We start from the raw sequence: 22,511 nt of genomic DNA, 5'->3' as shown, positions 1-22,511 counted from the left end.
TCCCCTCAGCCGGTGGCCAGCGTGAAGATCCGCAGGTCGCGGTTCTCCGGAAGCGTGATGCTGACCGGAACCTTCGTCAAGGTCACGGGCGCCGTCGCGAAGATGTGCGTGGTGACGTCGTCCCTTCCCCCGCCCGACTCGTTCCGGTACGGCGTGGTCGCGACGATCACGTTGCCGAAGTGGACGGTGTCGCCACCCCCGCCGAGCGTCCAGTCGCTGAAGGACAGGTCGACCTGGCTGGTGGTGCCATCGGAGTAGGTCAGCGTCGCGCTGCCCTCCTGGTTGCCGTTGACCGCGCTGCCGACGAACGACAGTTTCGTCGTACCGGCCGGGACGTCCAGGTTGAGCAGTTGCCCGTCGGCCGGGATGTTGTCCGGGTCACCAGTCGGTACGTCGGGCCAGGTGAAGCTCAGGCCCTGCACAGTGGTCGTACCACCGGGTGCCAGCCCGGCCGCAGCCAGCGCTTGTCGCGAGTAGCTCACGCCGCCACCATCGAAATCGGCCTCGGTGTGGTCGCCTGTGTCGTCTGAGGTGGCGACACCTTCGCGCAGTACGAAGAACGAGTTGGGCTGACCGACGACCACCGTGAAGCCGACCTGCGGAAGCAGCGTGCCGTCGGCTGCCTTCATCGACACGGTCACCGGATAGCGGCCGTTGGGTGTGCCGACGGCCGCCGTGATCGTCACGGGTGCGCTGCCGTCCTGGTCCACAGGGAAGGTGCCGCTGGCCGGCGATGCAGTGAGACCTGTCGGAGTCGTGACTGTGTAGCTGACGTCCTGAGCCGTCCCGCTGAGTCGGTGTGCCTTCACCGCGATCGGCGCGCTGGTGGTGCCGGGGGCAACGACCACTCGGCTCGCGTCCGTTGAGGTTTGGAACGGGATCTCACCGGTCCGCCACGATGGCGGTGCGTCCGCCGCGCTGGCACCCCACTGGGTGTTGGGCGTCGTCCCGAGCGTGAAGTCCAGGGTCCCGCCGTGCTGCACGAACGACTCCGGCAGCCACGACTTGGTCGTCGTAAGTCCGTTCAACTCCAGGGATTGCACGTACGGCGCGTCCGCACCGGGAGCGTTGATGCGGATCGTGCGGCCGCCGTCCCGGTGGACGACAGCCTGCGAGAACAGCGGCGCCGCGACCTGCAGCTCCGCGCGGCTCGGTACGTCGGGGTAGAGCCCGAGCGCGGTCCACACGTACCAGGACGACATCGCGCCGAGGTCGTCGTTGCCGGGAATGCCGCCGGTGCCGGTGTTCCACAGCTGATTCATTGCCTGGCGCAACGTCTCCTGCGTCTGGTACGGCTTACCGGTGTAGTTGTAGATCCACGGCGTGTTGATCGACGGCTCGTTGTCCATCTCGGCGTGCAACTCGCCGGCGCCGGTCAGCGCCCAGGTGCCGTCGGGGTTCTTGAAGAACGCGTCCAGCCGCTGGTTGGCCTTGTCCACACCACCCATCGCGTCGACCAGCCCGGCCCGGTTGTGCGGGATCATCCACGTGTACTGCGCACTGCTCCCCTCGGCGAACCCGTCACCCGTCGACGGCGTGAACGCGGGCCAGGCGCCGTTGTCGTCCCGGTTCTGGATGTAGCCGCCGTTCTCCGGGTTGAACACGTTCTGCCAGTACTGCGACCTGTCCAGGAAGCGCTGGTACGTCGCCTGGTCGCCGGTGCGCTGGGCCAGTTGGGCCAGGGCGAAGTCGGCGGTCACGTCCTCGAGCGTCTCGACCGCACCGCCCCAGGCGTTCGACTTGGTCGGGACGTAGTGCAGCGCGAGGTACTTGTCGAGCGACGGCCGCTGGCCGATCGACATCACCGGCTTGCCGGCCGAGCTCAGGTCCTTCTCGGTCGGCACGGTCGCCGCCTTCACCAAGGACTCGAGCGCCGCCCGGGCATCGAAGTTCGTGCCGCCGAAGGCGTAGATCCCGGCGACCGAGGGCGCGGACGGATCTCCGGTCATGACCGACGTACTCCCGGCGGCGTGCGTCCAGCGATCCCAGATCCCACCGTTCTGCGACGCCTGGTTGAGCAAGGATTGCGCGATGTCGCCGGCCTTGCGCGGCTCCAGCAACGTGAGCAGTTCCAGCTGCGAGCGGTAGACGTCCCAGCCGGAGAAGGTCGCGTATTGCGCCTGCTGGCCGTGCGCGAGGCGATGCGGCTTCTGGTCGAAACCCCAGTACTGCCCGTTGATGTCGCTGAACACGTTCGGGTGCAGCAGTGCGTGGTACAGCGCGGTGTAGAAGGTGGTGCGCTGGTCCGCGGTTCCGCCGGTGATCTCGATCCGACTCAGCTGCGTTCGCCACGCCTGCTTGGCCTTCGCGGCGGTCGCCGAGACCGACGTACCGCGCGGGTTCTCGGCGCGCAGGTTCTGCAGAGCGTTGGCCTTGCTCACGTACGAGATGCCGATGCGCATCGTCACCTTGCTGCTGTCGAACCCGACGTACCCGCCGGAGCCCTTGTCCGGCGGCATCCAGCCGTCGACGCCGTACGACGTACCGCCGCGGGAGCTGGTGCTGCCCGGGGTGACGGTGGTGTCGGTCCAGGTGCCCTGGTTCTTGAACGGCTGGTCGAACTCGGCGACGAAGTGCAGGGTGTAGTAGCTGCGGCGGCCGACGCTGGCGAGGTAGCCGCAGAAGTTGCCGCTCGTCACCGATCCGGAGACTGTGCGCGTGGCCGGGTCGATGCTGATGTCCGCGTCGCTGGAGCCGACCTCGGAGTTCGACGTACGGAACAGCAGGGACTTCGCCTTGTCCACGGGGAACGTGAACGCGGCCGAGCCGGTCCGCGTGGTCGCACTCAACTCCGCGGTCGCTCCCGAGTCGAGGCCCACCTTGTAGTAGCCCGGTTCGGCGACCTCGTTGGCGTGGTCGAACGTACTGGCGTAGATCGCGTCCTTCGCGTCGGACTGCGGCGAGCTGGTCACGTCACCGACGTACGGGAAGATCGGGATGTCGCCCGAGCCACCGGCGCATCCGGTGCCACTCATATGGGTGAGGCTGAGCCCGCGGATCGTGGTCGCGGAGTACAGGTATCCACCCGGCGCGGCTGTGCGGTACGCATTCCCCCGGCTCGTCTCCGGGCTGAACGAGAACATCCCGAACGGCGTCACCGCTCCCGGGAACACGTCCCCGAGATTCGACGTACCGATCAACGGATCCACGTGGTCAGCCGGATCCGCCGACACCGTGGTGATCCGGCTGCTCCCGACCACCTCGGGCGCCCGCAATCCCACAACCGCCGGATCAGGCGGCGGCGCGGTGGTCGGCCAACCAGGGCTTCCAGGGCTTCCAGGGCTTCCAGGCGACGGCACGGCCTGAGCCGCGGGAGCCAACGCTGCGATCAGAACACCGGCGAGCAGAAAGCTCGCACGACGGGACGGGGCGGAACGGCGCATGAGCGGCCAACCTTCGACGTCGGAACGGGGCGGAGTGACATCGTTGTCAGCAACAAATACCCTCGCCCGCCCCGCAGGTCAACCCCCAGCAGCTTCCGGAACCGCCGCCCGATGGCGGCTTCTTTCACCACTGACGGCAAGTTGTCCCGCCACCCGTCAAACAACCCGCCAGCGGGCGTTGGCGAACCCGGGGTCAGCAGGCCCCGGCGTCAGTGGTCCTTGGCGGGCCAGGGGGCGTCGGCGGGGCGGAGGGAGTCGAAGCCGGGGCCGTTGAGGGCGGTCCAGGCGGCGAGGGACCCCATGACGAGGATGGGGTTGTGGAGATGGCCGGCCAGGGCGGCGCCGACGACGTCGACCAAGGGGGCCCAGACCGTCTCCATGTCTGCCTCCTCGTGGCGGCGTTCGAAGGCTTCGGGGGCCACGGACAGGTCGCGGGCCAGGAAGATGCGGATCGCTTCGTCGGTGAGGCCGGGTGAGGTGAAGGCGTCGACGAGCACCCGCCAGTCGGCGGCCTTCGTGCCGGTCTCCTCCCACAGTTCCCGTTCCGCGCCGAGCCGGTACTGCTCGCCCTGTACGTCGAGCAACCCCGCGGGCGGCTCGAGCAGCCGGTAGCCGACCGGGTGCCGGTACTGGCGGACCAGCAGCATCCGGTTGGCGCCGTCCAGGGCCACCACCCCGACAGCGCCGGGGTGGACGACCACATCACGCACGAACGAGTCGCGACCGTCCGGCTGCACGGTGTCGCGCCGTACCGAGATCACCCGGCCGGTCTCGTGCACCACCTCGGACGAGGAGACCGGCCACCGCTCGGGGACGTCCTCCAGCCCGCCGCCGAACCGCAGCTCGGGGTGCTCCTTCATCGAGCCTTGACCGCTTCTGGCTTGGCCTTGGCCGCGGTCTTCTTGGCGACGGCGGGCTCCTCGACCGGCAGCCGGGACTCGCGCTGGCGGACCAGCGCCGCGGCGACCAGGCCGGAGAACAGCGGGTGCGGCTTGGTCGGCCGGGACCGCAGCTCGGGGTGGGCCTGGGTGGCGACGAAGTACGGGTGCTGCGACCGGTCCAGCTCGATGAACTCGACCAGTTCGTTGTCCGGGGACAGTCCGCTGAACACCAGGCCGGCGGTCTCCAGCTTGTCCCGGTAGGCGTTGTTCACCTCGTACCGGTGCCGGTGCCGCTCCTGCACGGACGGAGCGCCGTACAGGTCGCGGACGATCGAGCCGTCGGCCAGATTCGCCGGGTAGAGGCCGAGCCGCATGGTGCCGCCGAGGTCGCCAGAGCCGGAGACGATGTGCTTCTGCTCCTCCATCGTCGCGATCACCGGCTGCTCGGCGTCCGGGTCGAACTCGCTGGAGTTCGCCTCTACCAAGCCGGCCAGGTCGCGGGCCACCTCGATCACCATGCACTGCAGACCGAGGCACAGGCCGAGGATCGGGATGCCCTGCTCGCGGGCGTACCGGATCGCGCCGATCTTGCCCTCGATGCCACGGACGCCGAAACCGCCCGGGATGCAGACCGCGTCGACGTCACCGAGCAACCGCGCGGCCGCCTCCGGGGTGGCGCACTCGTCGGACGCGATCCAGCGCAGGTTCACCCGCGCGTCGTTGTCGAAGCCGCCCGCCCGCAGCGCCTCCGCGACCGAGAGGTACGCGTCCGGCAGGTCGATGTACTTGCCGACCAGCGCGACGGTGACGTCGTCCTTCGGGTGGTGCACGACCCGCAGCAACTCGTCCCAGCGCGTCCAGTCGACGTCGCGGAACGGCAGGTTCAGCCGGCGTACGACGTACGCGTCGAGGCCCTCGGTGTGCAGGACCTTCGGGATGTCGTAGATGCTCGGCGAGTCGACGGCCGCGACCACGGCCTCCTGATCGACGTCGCACATCAGCGAGATCTTCCGCTTCACGCCGTCCGGGATCGGCCGGTCGGCGCGGCAGACGACCGCGTCCGGGGCGATACCGATCGAGCGCAGGGCGGCGACCGAGTGCTGGGTCGGCTTGGTCTTCAGCTCACCGCTGGGCGCCAGGTACGGGATCAGGGAGATGTGCAGGAAGAACACGTTGTCCCGGCCGACGTCGTGCCGGACCTGACGGGCCGCCTCGAGGAACGGCAGCGACTCGATGTCGCCGACGGTGCCGCCGATCTCGTGCAGGACGACGTCGACGTCCGCGCCGGCCATCGCCAGCATCCGTTCCTTGATCTCGTTGGTGATGTGCGGGATGACCTGGACGGTGTCGCCGAGGTACTCACCGCGGCGCTCCTTGGCGATCACGCTGGAGTAGACCTGGCCGGTCGTGACGTTGGCGACCTGGGACAGGTCGCGGTCGAGGAAACGCTCGTAGTGCCCGATGTCCAGGTCGGTCTCGGCGCCGTCGTTGGTGACGAACACCTCGCCGTGCTGGAACGGGTTCATGGTGCCGGGATCCACGTTGAGATACGGATCCAGCTTCTGCATGGTGACCCGGATGCCCCGTGCCGTCAGCAGACTGCCGAGGCTTGACGCTGTCAGCCCCTTGCCGAGGCTGGACGCCACACCACCGGTGACGAAAACGTGCTTGGTCTGCTGGGAGTTCGAAGCCCTGTCCACGGGCCTTCAGCCTACCTGCTGTCAAGGGGTGGTCGAAACGAGACCCGCATAGATGTCGAGCAGATTCTTCGCCACGGCGTCCTCGTCCGGCCATCTGGCGGCCAACTCCCGGCCCCGCGTCCGCATAGCGTTCGCCGTGTCGGGCTCGGCCAGCACCGCCCGGACCCCGTCGGCCAGCCCGTCCGCATCGCCGGGGAACGCCAGTACGGCGCTGTCGCCGACCAGCTCGGGTACGCCGCCGACCGCCGTCGCCACCACCGGTACGCCGACCTGCATCGCCTCCTGGAGGACCAGGGCGCGGGCCTCCCAGTGGGAGGTGAGCAGGAAGACGTCGGCCGCGCCGAGGAGGTCAGCCACGTCGGACCGGTGTCCCAGCAATCGCACCGGCAGTTGCTCAGCGTCGATCCGCGCCTGCAGGTTGTCATGCAGCGGTCCGTCGCCCACAACCACGAACACAGCGTCCGGAGTGGACTCGTGCACCCGGGCAGCCACGGCGAGCAGGGTCGGATAGTCCTTCTGCGGCGCCAGGCGACCCACAGTGACCACGAGAGGCTGGTCCCCGAGTCCGAGTGCCTGACGTACGTCGGCGGCCGGCGTACGGACCTCTGGGAGCGCTGGAGCCGCGACGGGCGCCAGCCGCGCCTGCCGGGCGCCCAGGCTCTTCGCCAGGTCCACCAGGTCGCTAGAGGCTCCTAGAGTCAGGTCCGCGCCCTTGGCCACGAGCCTCTGGCCCAGCCGCATGACCAGTCCACGTGGTCCAGGCGCGATCACCGCGTTGTGCCAGGTGACGACCAGCGGCCGTAGCCGCGACCGGTCCCGCAGCGCGGCCATGCCGGCGCGGTAGCCATGAGCGTGGATCACATCGGACCCGCGGAGCGCGGTCGCCTGCGTCACGACCGTGGCAGCACCGAAGTCGAAGTGCTCCGCAGTACCGGGCGGTGCGCACACGACGACCTCGTGGCCGGCTGCCACGAACCGCGGTACCAGTGAGGCGACGTGCTGCCCGATGCCACCCCGCGACTCCGCGAGCAGCAGGCCGATCCTCATTGCGTCTCCTCTACGAGATTCCGGCGGAGCAGTGCGACGGTGTCCGCGCGATCAATTGCGACCGCGACGGCGGCGTACACGATGACGACGGCCAGGCCGGCGAGGACCGCGAACACGAGTGCTCGGCCCACTCCGGCGTCGGCGGCGGGCAGAGCGACCGCCCAGCCCGCGGCACCAGCCAGTACGGCGCCAACCAGCGCAGCCAGCGTGGCACGGGTCAGTCCGGCCAGCACGGCTGGACCGACCTCACGCCACAGGACCACCACCAGGACGACCGCACCGACGACCATGCCGACCGACATCGCGGCCGCCAGCGCGGGAACGGCGTCCCATGACGTCGTCAGAACCACACCGGCCACAGCCACCAGCAGCCACGCGGCAGACGTGACCACAGCGACCTCGCGGCCCGCGTGCCGTGCGTAGAGCACTCGGCCGACGTGCATCAGCACCGCGAATCCGATGACAGCTGGACCAAAGGCGACCAGAGCGTTGCCCAGTGACGTCGCTCGGGCCTCCTGCACCGCACCGTCGTCGTACGCGAAGATCCTCGCGACCGGAACCGCTGTACCGACGAGCAGCGCGGCGCCGACCCCACCGGCCAGCATGACTGCGCGCGTCGACGCAGAGGCGTAGACCTCGAAGCGCTCCCCCGAGTCGAACGCCGCAGCGAGCCGCGGAAACACCGCTGTGGTGATCGGCACGGCCAGTACGGCGTACGGCAGCAGGTAGACCGCGTTCGCCCAGGAGTAGACGGCAATGCTGCCCGCAACGCCTCTGTGGTTGGCCAGATAGGTGGTGACGACGAACGTGAGCTGCTGCGCGATCAGTACGGCGAGACCGGCCAGCGCGAGCCTCCGCAGTACTGGACCGACACCAGGGTCCAACCGCAGCGTGGGCTTGATCGGCAACCGCAGCGTCAGCATCGGGATCAGCACCGTGAGTGCGAGCGCAGCGACGCCCGCTGTGGTTCCCCAGGCCAGGAAATTGGTGGCATCGCGCGACGCCGCATCCGCGTCAGGAGCGTACGCCGCGAAGAGAAGGTAGGTGCCAACGACCACCACGCTCGAGATGAGTGGCGCCAACGCGCCGGCTGCGAAGCGCTTGTGGGACTGGAGAACGGCGGTCGCGATCACAGCGATCGCGTAACCGAACACCTGTGGCACGAAGATCACCAGCATGCGCGTCGCGGTTGCGGTGGTACCAGCGCACTCCGCACCGGGATCGAGCATCGCACCTGTGTAGCTGGACGCCAGAACCCACGACAGCAAGGCGAACGGCGCCAGCAGCACGAACGACCAGGACAGCAGCGCGCCGATGATCCGGCCCTGTGCGCCGCGATCGCCGCGCATGACCGGGCCGGCCAGCACCGGGATCACCGCACCGGCCAGGGCTCCACCGGCGACGACCTCGAACAGGATGTTGGGAAGCTGGTTGGCGGTCGCGTAGGCCTCGGCCAGGCAACCCGCGCCGACAGTCTTGGAGAACACCAGCCAGCGGCCGAATCCCACTACCCGCGCCAGCACGGTCACCGCGGCGATCAGCAGTGCGGCGCGGGCGACCCGACCGCCCGTGCTCACCTGGGTCGTCGGCCCCACTGGTCGATCTTGTCCAGCACCGGGTTCTCGGCGATGACCTTGGTGAAGCTGACCTTCTCGCTGGCCAGGTTCAGGGCGACGACCGCGGCCAGCGCCAGCGTCTTCAACGGCCGCGGCAACGAGGCTGCCAGCGCCGTCCCGGTGATCGCGCCCAGACCGTTCGCGCCGCAGTCGCCGAGCATCGAGCGCTCACCCAGGTCGGACGGCGCCGAGGCGACAGCCGCACCGACGACCGCGCCGGCTGGCCCGTTCACGGCCGCCAGCGGAGCGTTCACCGCGGCCACGGCCTTCAGCGCGCGGCCCGGCCGCAGGTCCAGCAGGTTCGTCAGGTTCGCCGTACCCGCGATCAAGGCGCCGTCGGCAACAACACCGGCCAGCGCCTTCGCCCCGGTCGACTTCCGCGGCAGCAATGCGGCGGCGGCCAGGCCGGCGGCACCGACGCCGAGGATCTTCACCGCGCCGCTGGTCACCTCACCGCGCTTCAGTGCACTGAGGTGGCCGCGGAAACCCTTGGCCTGCGTGGTCCCGCGCAGATCGTCGTACGCGCCGACCGCGCCGGAGACCGAGCCCGCGAGGATCGCGGCGGCCTTCACCTTGCCCGGCGTCTTCCCGGCGGCGGCGACACCGGCCAATGCACCGAGGACCGCGATCGGACCCTCCAGCAGGGTGACCGATTCGCCCCGGTGGTTCGTCCGCTGGAACGGTGCCCGGTTCTCCTTGGGCAGCTTCTCCGCGGCGCGCTCGAGCGCAGCGGTGGCGGCTGCCGCGACGGCAGCGCTCAGAATTCCCACGTCAGTTGTCCTTCGTCTGTACGGCCGACGGCGCTACGCCGTTCTTCGCGTCCATGGCGCCGTACTGCCCCGCCTTGCCAGTCGCCTGCTCGGCCAGCGCGAAGACAACAGTCATCCGACCGGAGGGGATGTCGGCCACGTCCACAGAGGAAACGATCTTGGTGGCCTCGGAGTCACTCCGCAAGGCCTTGAGCAGACCACCGTTCTGCGCGGTCTCCGGCGTACCGGCCACCACGACCCCGCCACTGGCCTGGTCGAGGCCGGTGATGAAGTCCACCGCGTCGCTGTACGACGAGTTGTCCGGCGTCGGGGTCGGCGGCTTCGCGGCGACCACGACGATCAGGCTGGCCCGGTCCTTGATCTGCGACGGCTTGAGCGACAACAGCTTGGCGCCGGTCAGCCCGCTGAGGATCTTGGTCGACTCGGCGTCGGCCGGCCTGCCCTCTTCCTTGGCCGCGACACCGCGCGCCAGGATCAGCCCGGCCCGCTCGTACGTCGTACTGTCCGGCGGGAACGGGGTGTCCGCGGTGACCAGATCGGTGACGAGCGGCTCGACCAGCTGACGCTGACCGGGGTCGAACAGCTTCGCGTCCAGCGAGACCCGGGTGGTCACCTGGCCGCCGGACTTCTCCAGCTCGTCCTGCAGGCCGTTGGTCAGATCACCGTCGGCGCCGGGCATCGTGACCACGACGACGCGCTTGCCGTCCAGCTTGCCGTCGGTGAGCCCGGCGGTGACCTTGGCGACGAAGTCGTCGCGGTACTTGTCCAGCGCCTTCACCTGGACCAGCTCGGCCCGCGCGTCGGCGAGCTGCTGGCGGTCCTTCTCGGCCTGGCTCTGGACGAGCTCGCTGCCGGTGCCCTTCAGCGGTCCGGCACCCAGCACCACACCGGCGCCGAGGGCGAAGAAGATCGCCACGATCGAGACGATGTGGTAGCGAAAGTCGATCACGTGAACAGCTCCCGGATCCAGTAGACGAAGTCGCTCCAGCGCGCCCGCAGGATCGACCACAGCACGTCGTCGGCGCCGGCGGCGACCAAGGCCACGCCGAGCGCGAACAGGCCGGCCACAGCCAGCGCGACCACCTGCATGGTCGACACTCGGCTGCGGTACAGCCGGCTGACACCCTTGGCGTCCACCAGCTTGGCACCGACCCGCAACCGGGTGATGAAGGTGCTCGACATGCCGGGGCGTCCCTTGTCGAGGAACTCCACCAGCGAGTTGTGGGTGCCGACCGCGACGATCAGCGAGGCGCCCTTGGAATCGGCCATCAGCATCGCGACGTCCTCGCTGGTGCCGGCGGCCGGGAACTCGATCGAGTCCACGCCGAGCCGCTCCAGCCGCTCCGAGCCGGGCGCCCGGCCGTCGCGGTACGCGTGCACGACCACCTCGGCGCCACTCTTCAGCGTCTCGTCCTTGACCGAGTCCATGTCGCCGACGATCAGGTCGGGGACGTAGCCGTTCTCCACCAGCGCGTCCGCGCCGCCGTCGACCCCGATCAGCACCGGCCGGTACTCGCGGATGTACGACCGCAGCGCGACCAGGTCCTCGCGGTAGTCGTACCCGCGGACCACGATCAGCACGTGCTTACCGTCCATCGGCGTATGGATGTCGGGTACGCCGACACCGTCGAGGAGCAGATCACGTTCGCGGCGCAGATACTCCAGTGTGTTGGCGGTGAACGCCTCGAGCTGCGTGGACAGTCCGGACCGGGCTTCGTCCATCAGCTCCGCGACCGACATGCTGTCCTGCGTGATGCCCTTGGCGACGACCTCCTCGCCGCGGTACAGCGAGCCCTCGTTCAGCCGGACCCGCTCGCCCTCGTGCAGCACCGAGAACACCTCGCGGCCGACCCCGTCCACCAGCGGGATCCCGGCCTCGACGAGGATCTCCGGGCCGAGGTTCGGGTACCGGCCGCTGATCGAGTCGGCGACGTTGACGACGGCGGCGACCCGGCAGTCGACCAGCGCCTCGGCGCTGACCCGGTCCAGGTCGACATGGTCGATGACGGCGATCTCGCCCGGCTTGAGCCGTTTGGTGAGATTCTTGGTACGGCGATCGAGCCGGACCACACCGGTGGTCCCGGGCAGTTCAGTGGGTCGTGCTCTCCGCAGGCTGGGCAGTTTCATCGCGCTCTCATCCTGCCATGTCAAGAGCCCCTATCCGGTCCATTTACCCGCGCGAGGCCTCCTTCACGCACTGAATTAACGGTGACTGTGCGTCAAATCATCCTTTGGGACGATTCTTCTTCCGCGGTTTGTGCCGTTCGGCGGCGAGCGCGAGCAATTCTTCGGCGTGCGCCTGGGCGGCGTCGGAATTCTCCAGGCCGGCCATCATCCGGGAGAGTTCCTTCAGCCGCGCGTCCTCGTCCAGCGCGACCAGACCACTCGTGGTGACCGAGCCGTCGTCGCTCTTCAGCACCACAGCGTGACGGTCCGCGAACGCGGCGACCTGCGGCAGGTGCGTCACCACGATCACCTGCGTCTTCTCCGCCAGCCGGGCCAGCCGCTTGCCGACCTCGACCGCGGCCCGGCCTCCGATCCCGGCGTCGATCTCGTCGAACACCAGCGTCGGCACCGGATGCGTGTCGGACAGGATCACCTCGAGCGCGAGCATCACCCGGGACAACTCACCGCCGGACGCGGCCTTCTGCAGCGGGCGGGCCGGGCTGCCCGGGTTCGCCGCGAAGCAGAACTCGACCTCGTCGATGCCGAACGGCCCGGCCGTGGTCTCGTGCACCTCGACCGACAGCTTCGCGTGCGGCATCGCCAGTCCGGTCAGCTCCTCGGACACTGCGACGCCGAGTCGCTCGGCCGCCTCGATCCGCGCTTCCCGCATCTGCCGGCCGAGCTCCGTGAGCTTCGCGTCGAGCTCGGACAGCTCAGCGGTCAGGACCTCGACGCGCTCGTCGCTGCCGTCCAGCTCGGCCAGTCTGGATGCGGACCGCTTTGTCCACTCGAGCACCTCGTCCACAGTGCCCTGGTCAGCGCCGTACTTGCGAACCAGACTGGTCAGCAACGCCCGCCGCTCGCTCACCACTGCCAGCCGTGCCGGATCGGTGTCCACATCAGCGGCGTACGACGAGAGCTCGCCGGCCAGATCAGCTGCCAGGTAACCGAGCTCGCCGGCCCGGTCCGCGAGATCGGCGAGCTTCTGGTCGTGCTCGCGTTCCGCGTCCAGCACCTGCTTGGTGAGGGCGAGCAGACCGAGTACGTCGTTCGGCCGGGTGGAGTCCTGGTCCTCTTCGGAGGCCAGCGCGTCGGCTGCCGTGGTGGCCGCCGTACGCAGGCCGTCGGCGTACGCGAGACGGTCCTCCTCGGCGGCGAGCTCGGTGTCCTCGCCCGGCAGTGGCTCGGCCTTCGCGACCTCGTCGAGGCCGAAGCGCAGCAAGTCCGCCTCGGCCAGACGATCACGCTGGCGCGTGGTCAGCTCGATGAGCTCGGCCTCGACCTGACGGTGGCGCTTGTAGGCAGCGACGTACTCCTGCAAGGGCACGAGCAGCGGCTTCCCGGCGAAGGTGTCGAGAGTCTCGCGCTGCCGCGCGGGCTGCAGCAGCCGCCACTGGTCCGCCTGGCCGTGGATCGCGACCAGATCGCCGGACACCTCGCCCAGCACGGACACCGGTACGGATGCACCGCCCAGGAACGCGCGGGAGCGACCCTCGGCGGACAGCTCGCGGGCGATCAGCAGCTCGTCGTCGTCCAGCTCGCCGCCGCGGTCCTCGGCCTGCTGCACGATCGACTTCGGCACGCCGCTGGCCCGGCCCTCGACCCGGGCGCGACGGGTCCCGTGCCGCACCAGGCCGCTGTCCGCACGCCCACCGAGCAGCATGTTCACGCCGGTCACGACCATCGTCTTGCCGGCGCCGGTCTCGCCGGTCACCGCGGTGAACCCCGGATCGAGGTCCAGCGTGGCGTCCTCGATCACGCCCAGCCCGGTGATGCGGATCTCAGAGAGCATCAGGTCTCCTGTTGGCTGTTGCTGCCGTTGCCGTTGTCGCCGTTGCGGTTGGTGCTGCCGTTGCGTTTGCGCTCGGCGGCGCCGCGCCAGCCGAGCACCGGGAGGTCGAACTTCGCCACCAGCCGGTCGGTGAACGGCGCCTCGTGCGCCCGGGCCAGCCGGACCGGGGTCGTGCCGCGCCGGACCTCGATCTCGGCACCCGGCGGCACCTCGACCATCCGGCGGCCGTCGCACCACAGCACGCCGCGACCATGCCAGGACGGGACCAGCTCGATCGACAGCCGCGACGTCGGTGCCACCACGATCGGCCGGGAGAACAGCGCGTGCGCGCTCAGCGGCACCATCAGGATCGCCTCGACCTCGGGCCAGACGATCGGACCACCTGCGGAGAACGCGTACGCCGTACTGCCGGTGGGTGTCGCCACCACGACGCCGTCGCAGCCCCAGCGGGACAGCGGGCGGTCGTCCACCTCCACCAGCACCTCGAGCATCTTCTCGCGGGCTGCCTTCTCGATGCTCGCCTCGTTCAGCGCCCAGGTGTCGAAGATCAGCTCGCCGGCCAGCCGGACCTCGACGGCCAGCGTCATCCGCTCCTCGACCGTGTAGCTGCGATCGACCACCACCTGGACGATCCGCTCCAGGTCGTCCACCTCGGCCTCGGCCAGGAACCCGACATGGCCCAGGTTCACCCCGAGCACCGGCGTACCGTGCGGGCGGGCCAGCTCGGCACCGCGCAGGATCGAGCCGTCACCGCCGAGCACCATGATCAGCTCGACGTCCAGCGCAGCCTTCTCGTGGTCGTCCACGACCTCGGCCGGCTCGAGCTTCAGCGCCTCGGCCTCGTCGCCGAGCAGGCGGACCTGCAGACCGGCGTCGGTCAGCAGCCGGTGCGCGGCCCGGGCCACCTCGACCGCCTGCTCCCGGCCGGTGTGCGTCACCACCAGCACGCGCCGCGGCTCGTGCTCTACCACCCTGCCTCCTTCACTGCGGACCGCGCTCGATGGCGGTCTGGAGCATCGTCTCATCGAGAGGCGGTGCATTCCGGCGTATCCACAGGAAGTATTCGACATTTCCTGACGGACCAGGCAACGGGCTGGCGGCCACTCCCTGAATACCCCAGCCGAGTTCCTGGGCCTTGGCCGCGACGCTCCGGACCGCGTCCGCGCGCAACTCCGGGTCGCGGACGACCCCGCCCTTGCCGAGCCGCTCCTTGCCGACCTCGAACTGCGGCTTCACCATCAGCATCAGGTCGCCGTCCGGCGTCACCACCCCGATCAGCGCGGGCAGAACGAGCGTGAGCGAGATGAAACTGAGGTCGCTGACGACGAGCTCAACCGGTTCACCGCCGATGTCGTCGAGGGTGAGCGTACGGACGTTGGTCCGGTCCATCACCGTGACCCGCTCGTCGGTCTGCAACGACCACACCAGCTGGCCGTACCCGACATCGACGGCGATCACGTGCGCTGCCTCGTTGCGCAGCAGTACGTCGGTGAATCCGCCCGTGGACGCGCCCGCGTCGAGGCACCGGCGACCCTTCACCTGAACAGCGCTGAAGGCCTCCAGCGCACCGACCAGCTTGTGCGCGCCACGGCTCGCGTAGCCGGGGTCGTCTGTTTCGGAGGTGTCGACGACGATCGGGGCGTCGGCACCGACACCGGTCGCGGGCTTGGAGGCGACGGTGCCGGACACCTTCACCTTGCCCGCCGCGATCAGCTCACTAGCGTGCTCCCGGGACCGCGCCAGGCCGCGCCGTACCAGCTCGGCGTCCAGCCGGGATCGCTTGACTCCTTTGGCCACTCAGACCTTCCGGTCAGCCACGGTCGCCGTGCTCGGCATCCGCTTCCACCAAGGCACTCTGCAGTCGCTCGTGCAGGTCGGCGTACACCTCGGCGTGCTCGTCCACGGGCCGCTCGCGCAACTCGTCCAGCCGGCCCATCACCTCATCCACCAACGGATGCCCCGCCTCACCTTCGTGCTGGTCGGCCTCGGCCTGATGGTGCTCGGGCTCGGCCTGGTGCTCGGGTTCGGCTTGGTGCTCGGGTTCGGCTGATTCGGCTTCGTAGGGGTGTTCGTATTCCTGCCCAGGCTCGCGGGCGAACTCGGGCCCGAACTCCACCTCGGCCGGATCCACATGCCCAGGCTCACCGGACTGGTCGCCGGATGCCTCGCCTGCCTCGTCGGCGTACTCGAAGCTCTGTGAGCCGGGCTCGGCGTCGTAGTCGGGGACGGCGGGCGCCTCCTCGGCCGGGTGCGGCTCGAACCCCGGCTCGACGTCGGGGTCGACGTCCGGCGGGAACTGCTCGCCAGGATGCTCGGTCACGTCACGCCTTCTTCGCCGTCTTCTTGGCCGCCGCCTTCTTCGCGGCAGCCTTCTTCGCCGCCTTCTTCGCCGCGGACTTCTTGGCCGGATGCTTCGGTGCGTGTACGGCGACATCGCCGGCCGGCCCGGCGGCACGCTCCTCGGCGAGCTCCCTCTCCAGCTTCTGCACCCGGCGGGTCAGCCCTGCGACCTCCTCCGAGCGAACGAACCCGAGCCGCGCCACCGCGCCCTCGACCTCGTTCGACACGATCGCCTGCAGCAGCTGACGGTTGCTCTTGCTGGTGGCAACGATCTCGTCGGTCAGCTCGCTCACCTTGCTGGTCAGCCCGGTCGTCAGCGTGTCCGCGCCGGTCTGCTGCAGCAGTGCCTTCGCCGCCGCCTGGGCTCTCTGCCTGGTGACCTCGGTCAGTCCGCTCGCCAGTTGTACGTAGCCTCGCAGTGCGTCCAGAACCATGACTGCCTCCTCGCTTCGTCCCAGCAACGGTATCGCCTCCCCACCCCAACACCACCCAGCCACCGCCCTTGAGCGGTTTAGCGCCTCAGGTTTCCAGGCCGATGCGGTGGAGCGCGGCGTCAATCGCAATCGAGTCGGGGGTCGGAGCGGGCTTGGGCAGCGGGCGGCGGCTGCGGCCGGCGGTTTTCGCCGTCTTGGCGGCCGGCTTCGGCGGCGCGTCGACCGCGGCCCACACCGCGGACAGGATCGCCCGCAGGCCGTCGTACGGCGCGCCCTCGCCCTTCACCGACACAGCGTTGTTCACCACCTCGGCAGTCCAGCCCTCACACGTGTGCTTGCCGCCCTCGACCGTCACACCCGGCTGCTTCTGCGCCAACGCCCCCAGGCCGGGCGCGATGTACGTCGGACGCTGGTTCTTCGGCGCGCGGGCCAGGTCGTGCGGGTCGTTCACACCGGTCGCGACCCACAGGCTCGCGACGCCGACCGCGTGCGCACCCGCGATGTCGGAGTCCAGCCGGTCCCCGATCATCAACGGCCGATTCGCCTCGAGCCGCTCGATGCTCGTCTCCAGCAGCGGCGGCTCCGGCTTGCCCGCCACGATCGGGTCCACGCCGACGGCGGCCCGGATCGCCTGTACCAGCGTCCCGTTGCCCGGTGCCATCCCGGCCGCGGTCGGGATGGTCAGGTCCAGGTTGGTCGCGTACCACTTCGCGCCCTCGTTGATCGCATGCGCGCCGTCCGCGAGCATCACCCAGTTCACCTCCGGGTGGAATCCCTGAACCACCGCCACCGGATGCGAGTCGCTGCTCCGGACCGGGTTCATCCCGTACTCCTCCAGCGCGGAGTACAGCCCTTCCCCGCCGACCACGAGCACCGGCGAGCCCTGCGGGAAGTCGTTCGCGACCAGCTTCGCCGCCGCCTGCGCGGACGTGACCACGTCGTCGGCGATCACCTCCAGCCCGAACGACGCGAGGTGCTCGGCAACGACCCGCGCCGGCCGGCTCGCGTTGTTGGTGATGTAGCCGATCCGCATGCCCTCCTTGGAGGCCTTGCGCAGGTTCTCCGGCGCGTCCGGAACCGGGTCCGGCCCGACGTAGACGACACCGTCCAGGTCGAGCAGCGCCACGTCGTACCGGCTGGCGAGCGGTTCGTCACACGCCGACAGCGGCGGGGGCGCATTTCGTTCCGCGCTCATGCTTCCCGCCGTACGATGCCGCCCATGCCGGATTCGAGGGGGAGCGTGCTACGACTCGACCCACTGCGTGCCTGGCGGTTCGTGGCCGGGAAGGTGAGCGCGCTCGGCGCCGTCACCTCGCCGCCGTACGACGTACTCGAACCCGCCATCGTCCGGCGGCTGACTGACTCTGATCTGCACAACATGGTGAGGCTCATCCTTCCACGCGATCCGGAGCTCGGTTCCGGCCGGTACGACGAGCCGGCCCGACGGCTCGCCGGTTGGCAACGCGCCGGTGTGGTTGTGCAGGACCCACGGCCCGCCCTCTACGTGTACGAGCAGCAACTGGGCAGCGCGCTGCTCTGCGGCCTCGTCGGGTCACTGAGCCTGGATCCGGCCCGCCGAGTGGTGCTGCCCCACGAGGATGTGATGCCGCACTGGGTCGACGACCGGCTCCAGCTGATGGAGGCCACGGACGCCGACCTGGAGCCCATCCTGCTCGCGTACGCCGACGGAGGCGCGGCCAGCGACGCTGTCGACGCCGCACGGGCCGGAGAGCCGTGGGTTGAAGCCGAGACGCAGAACGGCACCGCCCTGCACCGCATCTGGCGCATCGAGGACCCAGCTGTGCTGGCAACCATCTCCGGCGAACTGTCGAAGCACGAGGCGCTCATTGCCGACGGCCACCACCGCTATGCCGCGTACCTGGAACGGCAGAAGCGTGAGCCCGGACGGCAGGGGGCGTCGGTCGGTCTGGCCATGCTCGTCGACCACGGCCGGCACCCACTCACGTTGGACCCGATCCACCGCGTCATACCGGGTCTGGACCTGGCCACGGTCCGCTCCCGTACGCCGGCCGGCTGGCAGGTGCTACCTGGACGCGTAGAGGGTGTACCCGACCGGATTGCGGTGACGGATGGGTCCAGCTGGGTGACAGTGCGGTCGACCGCCGGGCAGGAGGCTCCGACGGTCTCGATGCTGCATCGGGAGCTGCTGCCGGTGTGGGGCGTCGTTGAGGAAGACATCAGCTTCCACCACGCACTGTCAGACGCTCTGGCGCTGGCTGGCCCGCAGCAGGCGGTTGTGGAGCTCACAGCGCCCCGGATGGACCAGGTACTGCGCTCCGCCGCGCAAGGCGTTGTGCTGCCACAGAAGGCGACATCGTTCGGCCCCAAGCCGCGGGTCGGGCTGCTGTTCCGGACGCTGTGACCGGCTAGGGCCTGTGGTAGAGGCTCAGGAACTCTTCGCGGAGGGGCCTGCGGGCGGCGCGGTGCCGCTCTGTGAGGCGGCCGAGGGTGAACGAGAGCTCTGGGTCGTCCTGGGCTGCTGCGTCCGCTGCCATGGCGGTCAGCGCGTCTGCAGCGGCGCAGTGGTCCTGGTGCTGGCCGAGCAACTCCTGGTACTTGGCGGCCTGGGTCGCGGTCGCCTTCGCTTCGTCACCGAGCACAGCTGCGCTGGTGTCGGCGGCGTACCGGACTCTCTTGGCCAACAGCCGCACCTCGTGCCAGTGGTCGTCAACTGTCCAGGGCTTGAGCTTGTCGGCTTCCTGCGTGAACGCCTCGTTCGCCGCGGCCAGCAGCTCAGGCAGGACCTCGCCGCAGGGCTTGCTCGCATCGGGCTTGAGGTCCGGCGCGGCCGCGACCACTTCGAGGGTCTGCAGGAGTTCCGCCGTACTCTCACCGGTCACCACCTCGGCCGACCGCTTGGCAGCCCGATCGAGGCCCACCGTCAGCGTCGTCAGGATCGTCTCGACGTGCTCCTCGTCGTCCTCGCTGTTCGCGGTCTCACGAACGAGCGCCGCGATCACCTCGAGATCGCGGGCCTCCCCACACGCGTTCGCCAACGCGGACAGGTCGCTCCGCAGCTCCTTCGACCAGTCGCCGGCCAGCAACTTCCGAAACAGCTTCAGATCACTCCGCAACCGCCGGCACGAAACCCGAACCTGGTGGATGGCGTCGTCCTCACCCTTCTCCACCATCAAAACCGCCCCTTGCAACCGAGCAGCCCCCTTGGTGAGCGCGTTCCCCACCAACACCCCCACCGGAGCCTCGGCACTCAAAGCCCCGGCCCAACCACCCAAACTCTCACCCATCACCCCATTCTCCCCGCATCAACCAACAAGCAGAACCTCACCGCCCCACAGTCTCGCTTCCGTGCCCTCGCACGCATCCCACCGCAACTCACGAGCCCCCGCGCAGCCCATCCGACCGCACACTGACGCGGCTCCGTTAGTCTCGTGCTTCGCAAGCTCCGTGCCAGCGTGCTCATGCCCTCGGCGACGCCACGCTCCCGCCATGTGCGTCTTCATCACCGCCCGGCGACACGCGGCGCAGTCTCGCGGCCGTGGCCGCTCCCCCACCGCCGCGCAAACGCGTGTAGCACGGCTGCGCCACGTTCGAGCGCCCGCCGTGCCACTCCCGCTCTCCATCACCGCACAAACCCGCTCGGTGCGCCTGCGCCAAGCTCCAGCGCGCCGTAGGCTCTTCAGCTCCCCGCGGCCGCGCGCAGCGCGGCTATGCGGTTAGTTCTCCGGCTTCTCGGGCGTTTCGGTGTCGGCCGGCGCGGGCTCGTCCGGAAACTCTGCCTCGTCGGCGGGCACGTCGTCTTCATCCACGAGCTCGGCTTCATCTACCAGGTTGGCTTCGTCGGCGGGCTCGTCCACGAGCTCGACTTCATCGGCCTGGTCGGCTTCGTCGGCGGGCTCGGGCTCGTCCGCGAGCTCGGCTTCATCGGCTAGGGCGGATTCGTCCGCCGATTCGGCTTCATCGGTTGTGGCGGGGTCGTCCGCCAGCTCCGGCTCGCCGATGGATTCGGCTTCATCTACCAGCTCGGGCTCGTCGGTGGGCTCGGATTCGTCCACCAGGTCTGCTTCGTCGGTGGGCTCGTCGTAGTCGTCGTCTTCGTCCAGGTCGGTGAACTCGAGGCCTTCCAATTGGGCGGCTCGCTCGGCGGCGCCGGTGGAGCCGTCGGCGTCGGCGCCGGCGGCGCGGTGGAACCACTCGAGCGCGTCTTCAGTGCGTCCGGCTGCTTCGAGGGCGTCGGCGTACGCGTAGCGCAGCCGCGGCAACCACTCGGCGCGCGTGCGCTTGGTGAGTTCCGGCACCTCGAGTGTCTGGATCGCCGCCGCGAGCTGCTTCATGTCGCGGCGCGCACCGGCCGCCACGATCAGCAGTTCGATCTGCGTGGCCTCCGACACGTCGTGGACGTGCTTGTCCCGCGCCAGCGCGAGCGCCTTGTCCGGCCGCCCGAGCGCCCGCTCGCAGTCGGCCATCATCGCGAGAACCTCATGGTTCCCGGTCATCCGCCGTACCGCCCGGAACTCGGTCAGCGCCTCGTCGTAATGCTCAGCCAGGTACGCCGTGATCGCCACAGCTTCCCGTACGCCGCCGAGCCGCGCGGCCAACCGCCGTGCGGTGCGGGCGTGCTTGTACGCGAGCTCGGGATCGTCGTCGAGGAGCCGCCCGGACGCGACCAGGTGCTGCGCGACGAGGTCGGCGAGGCTCCGCGGCAACGACCGCAGCTCGGCCTTCACACCACGGTCGAGCTCGGCTCCGGTGATCCCTTCCGGAATCGCCGGGTCGTCTCGACGCGGGCCGGCCTTCTCCTCGCCACGCTCGTCCCGCCGGAACCCGCCGCGGCGGTCATCCCGCCCGTCGCGTTGAGAACCACCGCGGCCGCGCGAGTCACCCCCACGCTCATCCCGCCGAAACGCGCCACGCTCGCCACGAGCCGGCCCGCCCCCACGAGCACCGCCCCGCCCAGACCTCTCGTCAGACCGCGACCCACCACGCTCATCACGCCGGAATCCGCCCCGATCGCCGGCCCCAGACCGGTCAGCCCCAGACCGGTCAGCCCCAGACCGGTCAGCTCCAGACCGGTCAGCTCCACGGAAGCCGCCTCTGTCGCCAGAGCCGGAACGGTCGTCCCGCCGAGCACCGCCACGGTCGTCGCGCCCGGATCGGTCGTCGCGCCGGTAGCCACCACGGTCGTCACCGCCACGCTCATCACGGCGATAGCCACCACGATCACCAGCGCCAGGACGCTCGTCACGCCGGAACCCCTGGTCGTCGCGCCGACTGCCGCCACGCTCATCACGGCGATAACCACCGCGATCCCCGGCCCCGGCGCGGTCATTCCCGCGATACCCGCCGCGGTCCCCGGCCCCGGCGCGGTCATTCCCGCGATACCCGCCGCGGTCCCCGCCCCCGGAACGGTCATTCCCGCGATACCCGCCGCGGTCCCCGGTCCCAGAACGGTCATCCCGGCGATAGCCGCCACGGTCGCTTGACCCGGAACGCTCGTCACGCTTGAAGCCACCGCGGTCGTCGCGCCCAGCGCGGTCGTCCCGTCGGTAGCCACCGCGATCGTCGCCGCCCCGGTCGTCGCGGCGGTAGCCGCCGCGGTCACCGGAGCCTGACCTGTCGTCGCGGCGGTAGCCGCCGCGGTCGCCCGAGCGCTCGTTACGGTCGTCTCGACGGGGACCACCGCGGCCGCCGCCGGAACTACGGCCCGCACCGCCTCGGTCGTCCCTGTTGTAACCGCCAGAGCGGTCGTCTCGACCAGAGCCGCGTCCACCGCCGCCCTGACCGGACAGCTGACCACCGAACGGATCCCGGTCACCCTTGTCATCGCCACGTCCGCCGGCAAAACCCCGCCGGTTCTCGGAACGCGCGTCATCACGATCCCCGTCCCGGTAAGACCCACCAGAACGCGAACCCCCACGTGGCCCACCGGCCCGTGGTCCGTCGCCGCGACTCGAGGCGCCCCGATAACCACCAGACGACCGCGGCCCACCAGAGCTGCTGGAGCCACCAGTCCCGCCGGCACGCCCACCGCCCGAGGAGCGCGGGCCCCCAGAGCCGGAACGACCCGAACCGAACCCAGAACGACCGGAACCGGAGTCCGAACGCCCACCACCGGCACGGCCGGAACGGCCGCTGCCTCCGGAGGAACCGCGACGGTCCCCTGAACCGGAGTGAGGATTGCGAGGTGGCGTCGCCACGGTGACTCCTAACGATGCTGAAGTGCAGTAATCGGACAAACGTACCGCCACCTACAACGATCAGCCCCATCGAGGGCTTCCCTGCAGGCGGCTCGTGTGCCGAAGTTGTCCGGACAAATGTTAAGGGCCACCCCTTGTGGGGTGGCCCTTAACAGTGTGAATGTCCGGCGGCGTCCTACTCTCCCACGACCTCCCGGTCGCAGTAC

Annotated in this window: 18 protein-coding genes; 1 reads left to right on the top strand and 17 read right to left on the bottom strand. The window is 69.7% G+C overall.

Going from position 1 to position 22,511, the window contains the following annotated elements; translation table 11 throughout:
* Nucleotides 1-5 precede the first annotated feature (5 nt).
* The 14 genes from ACIBG5_RS23680 to ACIBG5_RS23615 form a co-directional block, all read right to left on the bottom strand.
* Nucleotides 6-3,221 (bottom strand): GH92 family glycosyl hydrolase, encoded by a 3,216-nt coding sequence (locus ACIBG5_RS23680; RefSeq protein WP_396393653.1) that lies wholly within the window; start codon nt 3,219-3,221, stop codon nt 6-8.
* Nucleotides 3,222-3,592: 371 nt separating this feature from the next.
* Entirely contained in the window at nt 3,593-4,243 is a 651-nt protein-coding gene (locus ACIBG5_RS23675; protein ID WP_396393652.1) for an NUDIX domain-containing protein, read from the bottom strand.
* Nucleotides 4,240-5,964 carry a CTP synthase gene (locus ACIBG5_RS23670; RefSeq protein ID WP_396393651.1) on the bottom strand — a complete coding sequence of 575 codons (1,725 nt, stop codon included), beginning with the start codon at nt 5,962-5,964 and terminating at the stop codon, nt 4,240-4,242. Before ACIBG5_RS23670 ends, ACIBG5_RS23675 begins: the two co-directional genes overlap by 4 nt.
* Before the next feature lie 21 nt (nt 5,965-5,985).
* Nucleotides 5,986-7,011, bottom strand: coding sequence for a glycosyltransferase family 4 protein (locus ACIBG5_RS23665; protein WP_396393650.1), 1,026 nt, complete (start codon nt 7,009-7,011; stop codon nt 5,986-5,988).
* A complete protein-coding gene (gene murJ / locus ACIBG5_RS23660; protein WP_396393649.1) occupies nt 7,008-8,606 on the bottom strand; it encodes a murein biosynthesis integral membrane protein MurJ in 1,599 nt (532 codons plus the stop codon). Before murJ ends, ACIBG5_RS23665 begins: the two co-directional genes overlap by 4 nt.
* Nucleotides 8,585-9,397, bottom strand: coding sequence for a hypothetical protein (locus tag ACIBG5_RS23655; protein ID WP_396393648.1), 813 nt, complete (start codon nt 9,395-9,397; stop codon nt 8,585-8,587). The genes murJ and ACIBG5_RS23655 overlap by 22 nt, the downstream gene beginning before the upstream one ends.
* 1 nt (nt 9,398) lies before the next feature.
* A complete protein-coding gene (locus tag ACIBG5_RS23650; RefSeq protein WP_396393647.1) occupies nt 9,399-10,346 on the bottom strand; it encodes a copper transporter in 948 nt (315 codons plus the stop codon).
* Complete coding sequence (gene steA / locus ACIBG5_RS23645) at nt 10,343-11,524, bottom strand: putative cytokinetic ring protein SteA (RefSeq protein ID WP_396393646.1); 1,182 nt, start codon at nt 11,522-11,524, stop codon at nt 10,343-10,345. Before steA ends, ACIBG5_RS23650 begins: the two co-directional genes overlap by 4 nt.
* A 97-nt stretch (nt 11,525-11,621) precedes the next feature.
* Entirely contained in the window at nt 11,622-13,355 is a 1,734-nt protein-coding gene (gene recN, locus ACIBG5_RS23640) for a DNA repair protein RecN (protein WP_396393645.1), read from the bottom strand.
* Nucleotides 13,355-14,326, bottom strand: coding sequence for an NAD kinase (locus ACIBG5_RS23635; protein ID WP_396393644.1), 972 nt, complete (start codon nt 14,324-14,326; stop codon nt 13,355-13,357). Before ACIBG5_RS23635 ends, recN begins: the two co-directional genes overlap by 1 nt.
* 10 nt (nt 14,327-14,336) lie before the next feature.
* Nucleotides 14,337-15,152: a TlyA family RNA methyltransferase gene (locus ACIBG5_RS23630; RefSeq protein WP_396393643.1), complete on the bottom strand. Its 816-nt coding sequence runs from the start codon at nt 15,150-15,152 to the stop codon at nt 14,337-14,339.
* A gap of 13 nt (nt 15,153-15,165) precedes the next feature.
* Nucleotides 15,166-15,675: a hypothetical protein gene (locus ACIBG5_RS23625; protein ID WP_396393642.1), complete on the bottom strand. Its 510-nt coding sequence runs from the start codon at nt 15,673-15,675 to the stop codon at nt 15,166-15,168.
* Between the two features lies 1 nt (nt 15,676).
* Nucleotides 15,677-16,129 (bottom strand): polyhydroxyalkanoate synthesis protein PhaF, encoded by a 453-nt coding sequence (locus ACIBG5_RS23620; RefSeq protein ID WP_396393641.1) that lies wholly within the window; start codon nt 16,127-16,129, stop codon nt 15,677-15,679.
* 85 nt (nt 16,130-16,214) lie between these two features.
* On the bottom strand, nt 16,215-17,324 hold the full coding sequence (locus ACIBG5_RS23615) for an HAD-IIA family hydrolase (RefSeq protein WP_396393640.1): 1,110 nt from the start codon (nt 17,322-17,324) through the stop codon (nt 16,215-16,217).
* 24 nt (nt 17,325-17,348) lie between these two features.
* Between ACIBG5_RS23615 and ACIBG5_RS23610 the strand changes: the two genes are divergently transcribed.
* Nucleotides 17,349-18,512: a DUF1015 domain-containing protein gene (locus tag ACIBG5_RS23610; protein WP_396393639.1), complete on the top strand. Its 1,164-nt coding sequence runs from the start codon at nt 17,349-17,351 to the stop codon at nt 18,510-18,512.
* A 4-nt stretch (nt 18,513-18,516) separates the two neighbouring features.
* On the opposite strand, the gene ACIBG5_RS23605 is transcribed toward ACIBG5_RS23610, so the two are convergent.
* The 3 genes from ACIBG5_RS23605 to ACIBG5_RS23595 all read right to left on the bottom strand — a co-directional run bounded on the left by ACIBG5_RS23605 (nt 18,517) and on the right by ACIBG5_RS23595 (nt 21,932).
* Nucleotides 18,517-19,395, bottom strand: coding sequence for a CHAD domain-containing protein (locus ACIBG5_RS23605; protein ID WP_396393638.1), 879 nt, complete (start codon nt 19,393-19,395; stop codon nt 18,517-18,519).
* A 429-nt stretch (nt 19,396-19,824) separates the two neighbouring features.
* The gene (locus ACIBG5_RS23600) at nt 19,825-20,835 is read right to left on the bottom strand and encodes a hypothetical protein (RefSeq protein ID WP_396393637.1); all 1,011 of its coding nucleotides are present in this window, start codon (nt 20,833-20,835) and stop codon (nt 19,825-19,827) included.
* Nucleotides 20,832-21,932 (bottom strand): hypothetical protein, encoded by a 1,101-nt coding sequence (locus ACIBG5_RS23595; RefSeq protein ID WP_396393636.1) that lies wholly within the window; start codon nt 21,930-21,932, stop codon nt 20,832-20,834. Before ACIBG5_RS23595 ends, ACIBG5_RS23600 begins: the two co-directional genes overlap by 4 nt.
* Nucleotides 21,933-22,511 lie beyond the last annotated feature (579 nt).

The sequence above is a fragment of the Kribbella sp. NPDC050241 genome (assembly GCF_044459685.1).
In the GTDB taxonomy this organism is placed as follows: Bacteria; Actinomycetota; Actinomycetes; order Propionibacteriales; family Kribbellaceae; genus Kribbella.
Note: the sequence above shows the minus strand (reverse complement) of the source record. Positions and strands in the feature narration are given on the sequence as shown.